General features: G+C 45.0%; 14 protein-coding genes and 1 pseudogene. 11 read left to right on the forward strand and 4 right to left on the reverse strand.

Features of this window, described 5'->3' with window-relative positions; genetic code table 11:
• Positions 1-14 precede the first annotated feature (14 nt).
• A complete protein-coding gene (locus ASF12_RS23775) occupies positions 15-503 on the forward strand; it encodes a hypothetical protein (RefSeq protein WP_155973413.1) in 489 nt (162 codons plus the stop codon).
• A gap of 39 nt (positions 504-542) precedes the next feature.
• Here the strand turns inward: ASF12_RS23775 and ASF12_RS23780 are convergent, their stop codons facing one another.
• Positions 543-1,361 (reverse strand): DUF4367 domain-containing protein, encoded by an 819-nt coding sequence (locus tag ASF12_RS23780; RefSeq protein ID WP_056040257.1) that lies wholly within the window; start codon positions 1,359-1,361, stop codon positions 543-545.
• The gene (locus ASF12_RS23785; RefSeq protein WP_056040259.1) at positions 1,342-1,932 is read right to left on the reverse strand and encodes an RNA polymerase sigma factor; all 591 of its coding nucleotides are present in this window, start codon (positions 1,930-1,932) and stop codon (positions 1,342-1,344) included. The genes ASF12_RS23780 and ASF12_RS23785 overlap by 20 nt, the downstream gene beginning before the upstream one ends.
• Before the next feature lie 440 nt (positions 1,933-2,372).
• On the opposite strand from ASF12_RS23785, the gene ASF12_RS23790 reads away from it, so the two are divergent.
• The gene (locus ASF12_RS23790) at positions 2,373-2,852 is read left to right on the forward strand and encodes a GNAT family N-acetyltransferase (protein ID WP_056040261.1); all 480 of its coding nucleotides are present in this window, start codon (positions 2,373-2,375) and stop codon (positions 2,850-2,852) included.
• Positions 2,853-3,053: 201 nt separating this feature from the next.
• Here ASF12_RS23790 and ASF12_RS23795 read toward each other — a convergent pair whose 3' ends face one another.
• Positions 3,054-4,328 carry a stalk domain-containing protein gene (locus tag ASF12_RS23795; RefSeq protein WP_056040263.1) on the reverse strand — a complete coding sequence of 425 codons (1,275 nt, stop codon included), beginning with the start codon at positions 4,326-4,328 and terminating at the stop codon, positions 3,054-3,056.
• A gap of 329 nt (positions 4,329-4,657) precedes the next feature.
• Between ASF12_RS23795 and ASF12_RS23800 the strand changes: the two genes are divergently transcribed.
• Together ASF12_RS23800 and ASF12_RS35885 are read left to right on the forward strand one after the other, a co-directional pair.
• Positions 4,658-5,869, forward strand: coding sequence for a glycoside hydrolase family 5 protein (locus tag ASF12_RS23800; RefSeq protein ID WP_063892640.1), 1,212 nt, complete (start codon positions 4,658-4,660; stop codon positions 5,867-5,869).
• 263 nt (positions 5,870-6,132) lie between these two features.
• A complete protein-coding gene (locus ASF12_RS35885) occupies positions 6,133-6,234 on the forward strand; it encodes a hypothetical protein (protein WP_327204939.1) in 102 nt (33 codons plus the stop codon).
• On the opposite strand, the pseudogene ASF12_RS23805 reads toward ASF12_RS35885, so the two are convergent.
• Positions 6,229-6,597: pseudogene (locus ASF12_RS23805) on the reverse strand (TIM barrel protein); the annotation flags it as partial. The gene ASF12_RS35885 and the pseudogene ASF12_RS23805 sit on opposite strands and share 6 nt — an antisense overlap.
• 285 nt (positions 6,598-6,882) lie before the next feature.
• Here ASF12_RS23805 and ASF12_RS23810 point away from each other — a divergent pair.
• The 7 genes from ASF12_RS23810 (at position 6,883) to ASF12_RS23840 (ending at position 14,419) form a co-directional block, all read left to right on the forward strand.
• Complete coding sequence (locus ASF12_RS23810) at positions 6,883-7,212, forward strand: ArsR/SmtB family transcription factor (RefSeq protein WP_056040267.1); 330 nt, start codon at positions 6,883-6,885, stop codon at positions 7,210-7,212.
• Between the two features lie 55 nt (positions 7,213-7,267).
• Complete coding sequence (locus ASF12_RS23815; protein WP_056040269.1) at positions 7,268-9,523, forward strand: ATP-binding cassette domain-containing protein; 2,256 nt, start codon at positions 7,268-7,270, stop codon at positions 9,521-9,523.
• A gap of 491 nt (positions 9,524-10,014) precedes the next feature.
• On the forward strand, positions 10,015-10,686 hold the full coding sequence (locus ASF12_RS23820) for an SDR family NAD(P)-dependent oxidoreductase (RefSeq protein WP_056040271.1): 672 nt from the start codon (positions 10,015-10,017) through the stop codon (positions 10,684-10,686).
• Between the two features lie 32 nt (positions 10,687-10,718).
• Positions 10,719-11,765 (forward strand): aldo/keto reductase, encoded by a 1,047-nt coding sequence (locus ASF12_RS23825; protein WP_056040272.1) that lies wholly within the window; start codon positions 10,719-10,721, stop codon positions 11,763-11,765.
• Between the two features lie 164 nt (positions 11,766-11,929).
• Entirely contained in the window at positions 11,930-12,508 is a 579-nt protein-coding gene (locus ASF12_RS23830) for a TetR/AcrR family transcriptional regulator (RefSeq protein WP_056040274.1), read from the forward strand.
• A 154-nt stretch (positions 12,509-12,662) separates the two neighbouring features.
• Entirely contained in the window at positions 12,663-13,448 is a 786-nt protein-coding gene (locus ASF12_RS23835; RefSeq protein WP_056040275.1) for an SDR family NAD(P)-dependent oxidoreductase, read from the forward strand.
• 218 nt (positions 13,449-13,666) lie between these two features.
• Complete coding sequence (locus tag ASF12_RS23840) at positions 13,667-14,419, forward strand: SDR family NAD(P)-dependent oxidoreductase (RefSeq protein ID WP_056040277.1); 753 nt, start codon at positions 13,667-13,669, stop codon at positions 14,417-14,419.
• The last annotated feature ends 23 nt before the right edge of the window (positions 14,420-14,442 follow it).

Genomic DNA, 14,442 nt, shown 5'->3' on the forward strand with positions numbered 1-14,442 from the left:
AAAGGTGATTTAAATTGCTATTATTCAAAAATAGATTGTCAAAAGCTGCTATGGGAATAATGATTATTGCCAGTTTATTATTTTCGACTACCACCTATGCGGCACCGACCATAAGCAAAGGCATTGCGCTTACGGCACCACCACCTTCAACATTATCATTGAAGGGTTTTATGAATCCAAGTCATATTTACTTGCTTGATGGAACAAACCGCATTACTAAGGTGAATAATCAAGCTGTGACGCTCTCAGGTTATACATATGGCTATTATCACCTTGATAGCCTCGGAATTACATTCTATTTGGAGAGATGGACGGGGAATGAATGGGTGACCCACGGAACAGGCGTGAACAGAAGCGATTTGAATAAAGATACTTTTAGCAGTTCTGTGACGATGAGCGCAGATAGCGGTTACTACTATCGTGTACGTACCATCCATTGGGTCATTGAAAACGGCAACTATGAGCAGGGCCAAGTTATAAGCGAACATATTCTTGTGTCATAAAAAAAATAAAACAGGGGCCGGCTGTGCGGAGCCCCTGTTTTATTTTTGGTTCATCGATTCAGCAAATGCGATTAAATCAGCTTTGGAGAGATTGCCAACGATATGAATATAGAGATTAGCTAACATGAATTCCAGCTTTTTTGTTTCATTCGGCATGCTGGTTAAATAACCTTTACCGCGCAGAAGTGGAATGATCTCTACGGTGGAGCTAGCTGCACTTGCAAGCGAGCCGACTACGGAGCCCGACTCCAATTGCTGCAAATTTACTCTAAGCAGCTTTGCTTCTTCATTTTTAAATACATAAAGCACTTCATTGGACTTAGCATCGTTTGGCTGTACGGAAATATCTATCCGGCTTAATTGATAGCCCTCTGGCAGTTGAGGAAAGGAGGGCGGTGTAAAGGTAAGCTTATTATTGACCTCATCCTCCATGACCGATATCGTATGAGACTCTTGCCCTGAAAGGGGATGAATAGATGATTCATTGTTGCTTTTGTCATGCGAGGTATCCCGTTCTTCAGGAGGGATAGTCTTCGCTCCTTTATCGCTTTTATCCTGATTTCCGAAGAAGAACGAAATCATTTGGCCAGGCAGCTCGACGATCGATTGATATATAGGGCTAAAGGCCTTGGTCTTTGCTGAAGTCCCGAACAGGAAGGATCCAATCATAATGGATGCCGTTATTAGGGCGACATAGGATAGAGCTCGATTTCGACGCTTTCTGCGGTTAAGTGCTTTTAATTTTTTTTGCGTTATTTGCCATGAGTTGTGATGGGTAGAATGAAAGGCTGGCGGCATTTGCTGGATAGCCTTCTCGAAGGCCTTCTCAAATAACGGATCATTTTCTTCGTCCTCCATTAGCAGCACCTCGTTTCTTATCCCATTTGTCTTTCAGTGCTTTACGAGCCCGGTACAGCTTCTGGCGGATAATATCCTCTGTCGAGTTTAAATGTTCAGCTATTTCCCGGTAAGAGAACTGTCGCTTCCACTTAAGCTCAATTAAGAGACGGTATTCCGGTTTCATTTCCAGCATGCACGTTATTAATTCCTCTTCCAGCAGCTTCGCCTCGACCTCGCACTCCACCGTCGCAGAATAAGGGGACTGCATAGCACCCGTCTCAATAAAAACACTTTCCAGCTCTACTTCGTTACGAATTTTTTTGTGTTTTCGCAAATAATTTAGCGTTTTATTTTTCACTAAAACTCTGATCCATGCTATTAACTGCCTTTCATCCTGAACTTGTGGCGTATGGGAGATGGATTTATAAAAGACCTCCTGAATAATATCCTCCGCCGCGCTGTGATCCTTGACCATATACATGATTGGCCCGTAAGTTAAATGATAAAAATCTTTGAAAACCTCTTCTTGGATCGTTGACCCTAGTTTACTAAAATCGGGAGAAAGCAGCAATAATAGCTTGCTTGTCAAGTAAACACCTCATTTTTATGCGTAGGAAAAGCCTTAGATTGACGAAAACCAATAGACGATATTCCTGTAATATGTATTACATACAAATCATTTTCAATTATGAATCGGAAATTTCGTTCCGTTATATTCCAATTTTGTTTTTTCGTATTCGATATAGAACCGCTATCAAGGACGAACTTTTTTTATTTAGTATAATTCTTTTATTTGGATATAGCACCGCAAACAGTTCCCGTATTTTCCGCAAATCTGTTGCGTGATATAACTTAAAAAAATGTTGCATTCAAATGAATGGGCTTGATTGGGTAGGTGAATATAGCTTTTTAAGAAATACTTATTGAAAAATTCAATCGATGGAGTAATTGACGCTTAGGATCGTTCATGATAATTTATATAAAACACTCTAAAACCAATAAATCCAATGAGATAAAGGGGTTTTTGATATGCCGTCTATTGTGGTTGCTGCTGCTGAAGATGTACGAAGCAAGGATTCCGAGCAATTAATTAAGGAGCTAAGCGAAGAACTAGGATTGTTATATGGCGGTGATGGGACAGCAGGATTCCAGCTATCCGACGTGGAGGCACCGCGATCAGCCTTTATTGTTGCCCGTCTGGATGGGTATCCTGTAGGCTGCGGGGCAATCAGGCCCCTTAATGAAACATCAGTGGAGGTCAAGCGCGTATACACACGTTCAGATTTCCGCCGGAAGGGCGTTGCTCAGGCAATTATGGCTGAAGCGGAGCGTCTTGCGCTAGAATTTGCCTATAGCAATCTGAAGCTGCAGACAGGTCCCAAGCAGCCTGAAGCGGCGGCGCTTTATGAAAGAGTAGGGTACTACCGGATACCCGTTTTTCATGGGGATTGGGATGAGGTGCTCGCGTTTCAAAAAGATCTCGTGCTTAAGCCGGTTAATCTCATATAGCCCCTATATTCGGTTAAATTATGTTGATGCATGGAACGCCTGTCTCCACCTAAAGGAATTGAACCGATATTTCCTTTGTTCACTCAAGCATTTTGGGGAATCATTTGATTCCAATTTTGCAAATGAGCGTGTCAGGAGATTCGGTTCAATGATTGGCAGATGATTAAATAGAAATTTAGGAACTAGGGCATTTTGATAAGTTTACTCTTTTAAAACCGAAGTATTCACAGCGCTTTCCATCTGGTCGTTATAGGCACGGAATAAACCTAGACGCCAGAAGGCCGCTCCTTTCAAATCATAACGCTTGGCAAGACCTAGCTTATCTTTGATGGAAGAGGGCGTTTCACTGCTTAGGCTGATGCCAAGCAGGAGCTTTTGCTTAGGCGCACCAGCATCCAGTGCCAGTTGAATCGCCTCATCTACAAGACTATTAGGTTCGGGTACCTGTGATTTGGTCCCAATCGGATTAAACTGATAAGCCATAATGATAAGATCATCTGCAATGGAAGCGAGAGTCTTATAATCGTAGCCTTTATAGGCGCTATTCAATGGTGGCACTGCTAAAGATAAGGAGATATCCTTAGGCAAGGAATTTTTCAACTGCTTAACGTAATCGTTTAGCAGCTTCTGCTGTTGCAAAGCATCCAGCTTATATCCCAACCCCTCAAAATCAAGAACAATCCCGCCAAAACCGTTCTCCGCAACGGAATCCGTTATGCCCTGTATAGACTTCTGGCGCAAGCTGCTGTCACTCAAAACCTTGGTTAGTTCACCGTTCCCGTCTAAAGCATAAACCATAAGGTACGGTTTGATGTCCTGATTCGCTGCATCCGCCAAAATGGATTGAGGCGTAACGTCACCTGCCGCAGCAGGCAGTCGGTACTCGTCACCTTGCAGGGTAAACTGGCCTTCGCGATCGATGCGGCTCCACCCAAAAGCTACAGAATTCATGGATGAAACCAGATCTCTTTCCTGAAAAGATTGCAGGGCATAGAAGGCTCTCAAATGCATTTCGCGTTGTGGTGATAGAAGGGAAACCGTGCGTGTTGTTTGATTCCAGGCCACAGCGACACCGAATTGGCTGCTGAACGAACTGAGCGGGATAAGCACACGGCCTTCTAGCTGAATCGGCGCTGCAGCCAGCTTCACTTTTTTTCCGTTGACGGTAGCCGTAGTGCTCCCCACTTGAAGAAGTACCTCCGTTATTTCCCCTTTAAGACTGCCTGCCGCTTTGACCGTTTGCGTCTTGCTGTTCCAAGTGATTTGGATTCCAAGAGCCTCTCCAACCGTCCGGAAGGGGACATAAGTAACCCCTTTGTCTATCCGCGGTGCTGCATCAAATGGCAGTAGAACATTATCCAGCGTGACCGATATTGCAGGTGCTGCGTAGACATCACCGATATTTGGAGCAGTACCGATCAAGGATAAGGCAAGAAGGGTGGCGGCAACTGTTTTTCCTGCTTTTTTTATTAACATAACTTGTTTTCCTCCTTCTCATTGGATACTAGTAAAAGTAGAAAAAGTAGAATTTCAATTCATAGAGCATAAATCTAGCATCTGTTAGTATAGCAAAATTTTTATATAGTTCCAATTAAAAGAAGTCATATACATAAAGTAGAGAAGGGTGATATTGAGGGGGATTTCCGAGAACCGCTAAGAAAAAGAGGGTTTAATGCAATTAAGCTGCAGCAACTACACTATTTATCCGATATATTCCAAGAGTGGGTCATGTCAGGTGCGATATACCTGCGAGGCTGCACGCTGCGCGTTAAGGTTATTTCTGGATAATAGAAAGGGAGGATTGGATGAAATGGATAGGAACGTGCCTGTTGCTGGTGGCTGTGCTTATCTCGAGCACCGGGGCTACTGCTGCTGGCAAGCCCGCAACGTCCTTGAGTTATTACCACACGTCAGGCAATCAAATCGTCGATGCCAAGGGCAAACCGGCTAGTTTCAACGGGGTGAACTGGTTTGGATTCGAGACGGGCAATTTTTCACCCCATGGCTTGTGGACGCGATCATTGGACAGCATGCTGGACCAGCTTGCAAAAGAAGGCTACAATTTGCTGCGTATTCCTTATACGAACGAAATGCTGCTTCCTGGTAAAAAACCAAGCGGGATCGACTATGTGAAAAATCCCGACCTAAAGGGTCTGACGCCGCTCCAGCTGCTGGATAAGCTTGTTCAGAAGGCGGAAAAGCGCGGTATGAAAATCATTCTTGACCGTCACCGCCCACAGGCCTCGGAGCAAGCGGAGCGATGGTATACACAAGCGGTACCGGAAAAAACATGGATAAAAGATTGGACGATGCTGGCAAAGCGTTACCTGGCCAACGACACGGTAATCGGCGCCGATTTGCATAATGAGCCGCACGGTTCCGTATGCTGGGGCTGCGGCGATTCAGACAGCGATTGGCGGTTGGCTGCGGAGCGGGCGGGCAATGCGATTCTCGCTGTCAATCCGGACTGGCTGATCATTGTGGAAGGGGTAGACGCGAATGTAAAAGGTCAGAGCGGCTCCTATTGGTGGGGCGGAAATCTGTTGGGGGTTCGCAAATATCCAGTCCGGCTGAAAGTGCCTAACCAGCTCGTTTACTCACCGCACGATTATGGCCCAGGCGTTTCGTCGCAGCCGTGGTTCGCAGATCGGACATTTCCCGCGAATCTGTCTGGCGTATGGGATGCTAATTGGGGCTATATTCATAAGGAAAAAATCGCACCTATACTGCTCGGGGAGTTCGGCGGCCGCAATGTCGATTCAACATCGAAGGAGGGCAAGTGGCAAAATGCTCTTGTCGACTACATCGGGCAGAATGATCTGTATTGGACCTACTGGTGCCTCAATCCGAACAGTGGAGATACCGGCGGACTGCTGTTAGACGATTGGCAGACATGGAACAAGCCTAAGCAGAAAATGCTTGCCAGAATCATGAAGCCTGTGAACGGCGGCAACAAGTCGGCCACTCCGAAACATACAGCAGGCCCGGCGTCCGAATGGCTGCAAGTGGAAGCCTAGCAGATGAAGAGATAAGAATAGCGGTTAATAGGATGGACAGAGGAAGTCACCTGAAGGGTGGCTTTTTTTATTTCAATGATATAAATATTTCCCTAATCTGAGAATAAATTTTGCATCTATTTCATTCCTTTCACGTCATATTAACTATATTTATCCCGATTCTGATGTTAAAAAAATGAGACTAACGATTCATTTATATTCCATTTGGTATAGAGCCAAGTTCGAAGGCTTCTGCGGCCACAGCACGCACGCCTGTCGTATTCGTGCACGGATTGGGAGGTTCGGATAGCAATTTCACTTACATTGAGAGTTATTTGCGCAGTCAGGGCTGGTCCAGTAATGAGTTATTTGCGATTGATCTGTAGTCCCAAATCCACTCCTGCCCCGACATGGCTCACCGGATGCATAACAATCTGATCTGAGCCTAGAGCTTCTGTCCGTTCTAATTCGTCACACATAAATGATACGCTGTGTTCAAATACTTTACTGTTAATCGTATTAGCCAAATTGACCAGGAAAGGGGCATGAACAACGATATGGCTAATGCCTTGTTCCTTCATATGTGCATGGCCCGCTGAAATGTTGTAGGCTGCTATGGGCTTTCTTTTACTATTTTGAGGAGCTCCTGTATATATCAAAAATGTATTAGCACCATAGGATGCAGCCTCTTCACTTGCTCTTAGCAGCATCGTTTTGCCACCCATAGATACATGACTGCCGATTAGCATGCAGAAGGCCTCCGTTTAATAATCTTGCAGAGCAAGTTAAAAGAAGTCTGCCCTTGACTATTTAGCATTATTCGAGGGACTGGATTATCCTGACATTCAACATAAATGGAGTTAAAAAATGTTGTTGACACGACACCAAATGGTGACCTATTATCCAAGTGACACTAAATGGTGTCGAATTAACAATTCTCGCCTCGTGGGCGCTACATCCGAAGAGCCGTATCATTTAAGAAGGTTGTGAAATTATCGGTTGTCCCTTGGTAATAATTTTTAGGAGAGGGTGTTGTGAGCGAGAACAACCCGATGCGGGATGTGTTTGACGCGATTGCAGATCCAACTAGACGCCGACTGATTCAGCTGTTAGCAGAAACAGACGAGGTACCGCTTCATGAGTTAACGGCAAAGTTTCAAATGGGGCGAACAGCCGTATCCAAGCATTTGACAATCCTTAAAGAGGCTGGGCTAGTGCTTGATCGAAAAGTCGGCAGAGAAACACGATTTAGGCTAAACGCCTCTCCACTCAGAGAAATTCAAGATTGGGTAGGTTTCTACAGCAAGTTTTGGAGTACGAATATGTTGCGCTTGAACGAACTATTTGATGAGGAAGAAGAATGAGTTTTACATTAAATTATGGACCCACCCCATTAACACGATCGGAAGGATGTAAAGCATGAGCGAATCTAATCAGGAGTATATCGTAATCTCGGGAGCGAGAGAAAACAATCTCAAGAACGTTTCCTTGCGCATTCCCAAGCGGAAGATCACGATTTTCACCGGGGTATCCGGATCTGGCAAATCATCGATCGTCTTCGATACAATCGCCGCAGAATCCACCCGGTTGCTGAATGAGAACTTCAGCATGTTCGTGCGCAATTTTCTGCCCCGTGTTCCACAGCCGGATACGGACGGAATCGAGAATCTGAGCATGGCTGTAATTGTGGATCAGAAGCGGCTTGGCGGCGGTTCCCATTCCACAATGGGCACGATTACCGATATATCTCCCATTCTTCGTCTACTTTTCTCCCGAGTGGGTCAGCCTTATATTGGACAAGCCAATATGTTCTCATTTAACGATCCGCAAGGCATGTGTCCGGAGTGCAATGGGCTCGGTCGCAGGCTGGGCGTCGACATGAGCAAGGCGGTGGATATGTCAAAGTCGTTGAATGAAGGGGCAATTTTGCTGCCGGGCTATTCGGTGAACGGCTGGGATTGGAACTTGATCATGCAGACGGGGTTCTTCGATGCCGACAAGAAGCTGAGCGATTATTCGGATGAGGAACTGGAGCAGCTGCTGTACGCCAAGGCGGGAAAAGTAGAAATGCAGTTCGCCGGCAAGGCAATGAACATTACACTGGAAGGCATCATTGAGAAGTTCACCAACAAGTACATTAAGCAGGATGTGAAGACGAAGTCCGAGCGTACACAACAGACTGTTGCGCCGTACATCTCCGAGGGCCCCTGCTCCAGCTGCCGCGGCGCGAGGCTTAGTCAGGCTGCACTCAATTGCAGGATCAATGGACTCAATATTGCAGAACTGTCCTCGATGGAGGTCGGACAGCTCATCCGCGTCATACGGGAGATTGACGAACCTGTTGCCGCGCCGGTCATTAAGTCGCTGACAGAGCGGCTGCAGCATCTGGTGGATATCGGACTTGACTACTTGACATTGGACCGTGAGACGGATACTTTGTCCGGTGGCGAGTCGCAGCGCGTAAAGATGGTTAAGCATCTGAGCGGCAGTCTGGTGGACGTCACTTACATTTTTGATGAGCCGAGTGTTGGCTTGCACCCCCGCGATGTGCACCAGTTAAATGAGCTATTGCAAAAGCTCCGCGACAAGGGCAATAGCGTCATCGTCGTCGAGCATGATCCCGATGTAATTAAGCTCGCAGATCATATTGTCGACGTTGGGCCACACGCCGGCAGCCGCGGCGGTAACATCGTATATGAAGGAAGCTTCCAAGGTCTGCTGGAGGCAGGTACATTGACAGGTACCCATATGAAGCGGCCGCTCCAGCTGAAGCATGATTGCAGGCAGCCATCTGGCAAGCTGTCTATCAAGAATGCCATACTGCACAACTTGCGAAACGTGAGTGTAGATATTCCAACCGGCGTACTGACGGTAGTTACAGGTGTCGCCGGTTCGGGCAAAAGCACGCTGATTAATGAAGTGTTCCTCAGCCAGCATCTGGATGCGATCGTCATCGATCAATCGGCGGTAGGCGTGTCAACGCGCTCGAATCCCGCGACCTACACGGGTATTATGGATGATGTGCGCAAGGCGTTTGCTTCCGCTAACAAGGTAAGCCCAGGTTTGTTCAGCTTCAACTCCAAGGGGGCCTGCGAGAACTGCCAAGGGCTCGGTGTTGTATATACAGACCTTGCATTTCTCGACAGCGTAAAGCTGCCGTGCGAAGTATGTGGAGGCAGACGGTTCAAGGAAGAGGTGCTCGCGTACAAGCTGAACGGCAAGTCCATTGCAGAAGTGCTGGAAATGACTGTGGAGCAGGCATTGGATTTTTTCGAGCTAAAAGTCGTTGTACGCAAGCTGCAGGCGATGAGCGATGTGGGGCTGAACTATATAACACTTGGCCAACCGCTCAGCACGCTCTCGGGCGGGGAATGCCAGCGCATCAAGCTGGCAAGCGAGCTGCATAAGCAGGGCAGCATCTACGTACTGGACGAGCCGACGACAGGTCTGCATATGTCAGATATCGGTCTTCTTCTGGAGATTATGAACCGCCTCGTGGATGCCGGCAATACGGTAATCGTCATTGAACACAACCTCGATGTGATCAGCCAAGCGGATTGGATCATCGATATGGGACCGGACGGAGGCAGCAAGGGCGGCCAGGTGGTGTTCGAGGGCACACCTCCGCAGATCATCAATGCGGAGCAGTCGATTACGGGAAAATACTTGATGTAAGGCATGAAATCCACTTTCGTAATGTGTGGAATTCATAATTTCTTAGCGTGACAAGGAAAATATACTAAAGGTTAAATTTTCATATGCTCAACCAGGGCTGCCAGCAAAATCGGCAGCCTTTAGCTTTAGTAACTGATGGTTGATTGGCTTCACTTTTAACGGCATCTACTGCCAGTCTCTAAATTTGAACGGTTGATAATTTGGTCATAAAGTATCTCAATCGGTTATTTGACAAGATTTGTTCAATTACTCCTTAGAGACAAACGTTAATTGTTAGCATTTCTGATGAAAAAACATTGTAAAAATCAATTCTTTACCGATCGTTCTAGATATGTTATACTAATGATGCAAGCAAGGGAAATACAACGGCAAGAAGTGAATAGTAGAAAGAGCACGCAGTTGCATCCCTGTTTGGAATAGCTATTTGAACCTTTTTTAGAATTATCGTTCTTGAATTTTTAAAGGAATATAAACAAGGAGGAGGTTAGTAGTTGAAAACAATTGCGATAATTGGTGCTGGACCTGGTCTTGGTTTCTCATTGGCTAAGACTTTTGGAAGACGCGGATTCCGTATAGCTATGGTTTCCAGAACGCAGGAGAAGTTGGATCATTATGCTGCGGAGCTAAATAGAATGGGGATTGAAGCGCAAGGTTTTGCTGCTGATGTTACAAACAAAATGCAGCTTACCAGGGCTTTTCAACAAATCAAGAATACATTCGGTACCATTGATGTTGTGGAGTTTAGTCCGCATAGCGGAAATGTTCCTGTGACACCTGTTCTTGATACCACTGATGAGAGCGTTCTTCACATTTTTAACAACGTGGTCATCGGAGCCATTAATACGGCAAGACAAATCATTCCAGATATGATTGAACGAGGAGAGGGGACACTTTTATTTACAAGCGATCTCTCCGCTATGAGTCCAAGCCCCATGTTCGGCAGTTCAGGTATCGCCATGTCAGGCTTGCGAAACTATATCCTTAATTTACACGAACGCTTGCTTCCTCTCGGAGTATTTGTTGGTCATTTATCCATTAGTCCTTTGATTAAGAAAGGTACAGGCTTTGATCCAGATCAAGTAGCGGAAGCCTGGTACAACTTGTATGAGCAAAGAAACGCGGTGGAAGAAACTTTTCCTAAGGGTATCATGCACGTTTTATAAATTATTGCACGTATAGAAGGGAATGAGTGAATATGGAATATCGCGTATTAGGCAGTACAGGTCTTAAAGTAAGCAGTTTTGTATTAGGTACAGGCACATTTGGTTTTTGGGGAAACAACACAAAGAAAGAATGTGAACCTATTCTGGATGAAGCTCTGGCTGCAGGAGTCAATCTGATCGATACAGCAGATGTCTACTCAAGTGGTCAAGCAGAAGAAATATTAGGTGAACTCCTAAAAGGCCGCAGGGAGGATATCCTTCTGGCCACTAAAGGTGGTTTTCCCATGGGCAGTGGGCCCAATCAATCAGGAAGTTCAAAATATTGGATCAAACGAGCTGTAGAAGATAGTTTGCGAAGACTTCAAACCGATTATATCGATTTATATCAACTACACGTGCCTGATGTTAACACTGATATTGATGAAACTCTTGATGCGCTTACGGATCTGGTCAGAGAAGGGAAGATACGCTACGTTGGCACGTCCAACTTTCAAGCATGGCAAGTAACAGAAGCTCAGTGGACTAGCGAGCGTAAAAATGTAGCACGATTTGTTTCTGAGCAATCGCCGTACTCTATTTTAAACCGAAGTATTGAATTCGATTTGCTTGCTGCCACAGCAAAATATGGAATAGGTGTTTTGGTTTGGAGCCCGCTTTCAGGTGGTCTATTAACTGGAAAATATAAATTTGGGGAAGCGTCCTCCTCCGATTCAAGAGCGGCCACCTTTGCGGGAAGCCTAAAATCTGTTGTCGACCCTAATCGGGAAGAAAATCGGACGAAATTTGAAGCCATAGCAAAGCTTCAAATACTTGCAGAAGAAGCAGGGTTAACTTTACCGCATCTTGCCATGGCCTTTACACAATCTCATCCTTCCATAACTGCTTCCATCATAGGGGCTAGAACGATCGAACAGCTCCGGGAAACTTTAAAGGGCAGTGACGTTCGATTGAGCAATGATGTACTTGATGCGATAGATGCGATTGTTCCACCAGGAGTGACTCTGGATGCGATGGAAAAAGGCTGGGTTCCTGATTGGTTAGGAGCAGACAAGCGTAGAATCAATGGGGAAAAAAAATAAGATAGCAATTTTTAAAACATAAAATCAAGCTGCTAAATGGGTTCACTTGATCTACAGCTTCATATCTGATGATGTACTACTGATGAGGATTAAACTGTATGTAATGTGTTCATTCTTTACTGATCGTTCTCGATATGTTAAATTATTAACAGGAGGGAATTGACATGTCAAGAAACAAGGAGTTTGATGAGATCGAGGTATTGGATAAGGCGATGCAGCTTTTTTGGAAACAGGGCTACGAGAAAACATCCATGTCCGATTTGGTTGAGCATATGGGAATCCACCGCAGAAGCTTGTATGACACATTTGGCGATAAGCATACGCTCTTTCTAAAGGCGATGGAGCGTTATGAAAGTAAAATAAACTCCTCTCTTGCAGGAGGAGTTAAAAGCTCCAAGACCGCAACGGAAGCACTCCAATTTGCTGTTGACATCTTGATCTATGGGGAAGAGAACGGGCCTTCCGGCTGCTTAATGGTGAATTCGGCGGTTGAGTTGGCAGCGCGTGATGCCGATGTTAATAAAAAGTCTACTGAGGCGTTTACAACAGCAGAGCAAATGCTCAAGGAAATCATTTTTTGGGGGCAGCGAGACGGTGAATTCAGCTCTGAATATGATGCAGGGGCATTGTCAGAATATCTGCATAATGTTGGAGTTGGATTAAGAAGTATGGCAAGAACCTCGATTCCCAGAGAGAAACTTCAACGTATAGCCAGCATATCAATGCAGCTTTTAGAGGAATGATGAAATGAATGTTTGTTGCCACTACTAGAATGATCGTTCTCGTACGTGCAGTCTCTCCATAAAAGGTCTTTTATATGGAGAAGCAACATTCAAATTAATAATCTTATTAAATGCTGAAGAATGGTTAATACTAAAAAAGAGGTGAACTTATAAGATGGGGAAAACTGTACTTATCACGGGAGTATCAGGTGGAATTGGTAAAGAGTTGGCGGATCGTTTCGCCAAGGGTGGATATGATTTGGTGCTGGTGGCGCGTAGTGAAAGTAAGCTTGTGGAACTTAGTAAAGAATACAAAAAAAAATATGACACCTATGCGACGGTCATCGCTAAAGATGTCACGTTACCCGGCGTACCGGAGGGGATTTTCGCGGAGCTGAAGGAGAAGGGGATCGTCGTTGACTATCTTGTCAATAATGCCGGCTTCGGTTTGTACGGGACGTTTTTGGAAACGAACTTGGAACAAGAAATGAATATGATTGATATCAATATAAAGGCTCTGACGATTATGACAAAGCTGTTCTTGCCAGATATGGTCAATCGGGGCCAAGGGGGCGTGATGAACGTGGCTTCATTGGTGTCTTTTTTCCCCGGACCTATGATGTCGATTTATTACGCGACGAAGGCATATGTGCTATCGTTCACCGAGGCTCTTGAAAACGAACTAAGTGGCACGGGCGTGACTGTAACGGCGCTATGTCCGGGACTTACATCTACCGGCTTCGTAGCTCGTTCGGGTATGGGGGAGTCGAAAATGTTCCAGAGCGGCGCTATTATGGAGGCTGGTCAAGTAGCCGAGGAAGGTTATCGAGGCTTCATACGCGGCGATACCATCATCATACCAGGGGCGCGAAACCGATTAATGGCATTCATTCCGCGGTTGCTGCCACGCAAATGGGTGACTCGTATGGTTAGATCCACACAAAACAGAACGGGACACTGATCTGATTTTTTATAAACATGCAAAGCAATGCTAAATCGTCTGCTGACAGCAGGTTTAACAAGCAGGAGATGCGTGCCGCTTAATAAAAAAATACTTTACTGATCGTTCTAAAAATGATATGCTTAGTCCAAGTTAGATCTAACCGTTCTTTTATTACCAAATTAGAATGATCATTCTTCAATATTAAAAATAATGATTCATAAAAGGGAGAGAATCGTATGAAGTACACAGTTATTACAGGAGCAAGTTCAGGAATAGGTTATGAGACAGCATTGGCGTTTGCGGCTAAGGGAAAAAACTTGATTATTGTAGCTAGAAGACTTGACAAATTAGAAGAACTTAAATCAAAAGTTAAGGAAATAAGTTCTGATTTAGACGTTGTTATTGTTACAAGCGACCTGTCGGTCACTGATCAGGCCTATACTCTGTATAACGATTTAAAGGAATATCAAATCGAGACATGGATTAATAATGCAGGGCTTGGTGAAGGCTCCTTTGTTGCTGAACAGAATCTTGAAAAAGTGGAGTCTATGCTGCGTGTTAACATCGAATCCTTGACCATCCTTACAACGCTATATGTGAGAGATTACGCTGATGTAGAAGGTACTCAATTAATTAACGTATCCTCAGCACTTGGCTATGTTATTGCTGTAGGCAGTGTTGCTTATTCTGCATCGAAATATTATGTTAGTTCCTTCACTGAAGGGCTTGCCAAAGAACTGGAACTGAAAGGTGCAAAGTTAAAGGCGAAGGTTTTAGCACCAGCCATCACGGAAACAGAATTTGTGAAAAAATCAATAGATGCTGAAGATTTTGACTACAAAGCCAACATGCCTAAGTATCATACTGCCAAGCAAATGGCGGGCTTCATGGTGGATCTTTATGAGAGCAACGAAGTGGTAGGAATTGTAGATCAGAACTATGATTTCAATTTGAGAGGGCAAATCTATCCGGTCATTTCAGAATTTTAAATCCAGTTGTACATCCGTGCAAC

This window comes from Paenibacillus sp. Leaf72, from assembly GCF_001422685.1.
GTDB lineage: Bacteria > Bacillota > Bacilli > Paenibacillales > Paenibacillaceae > Pristimantibacillus.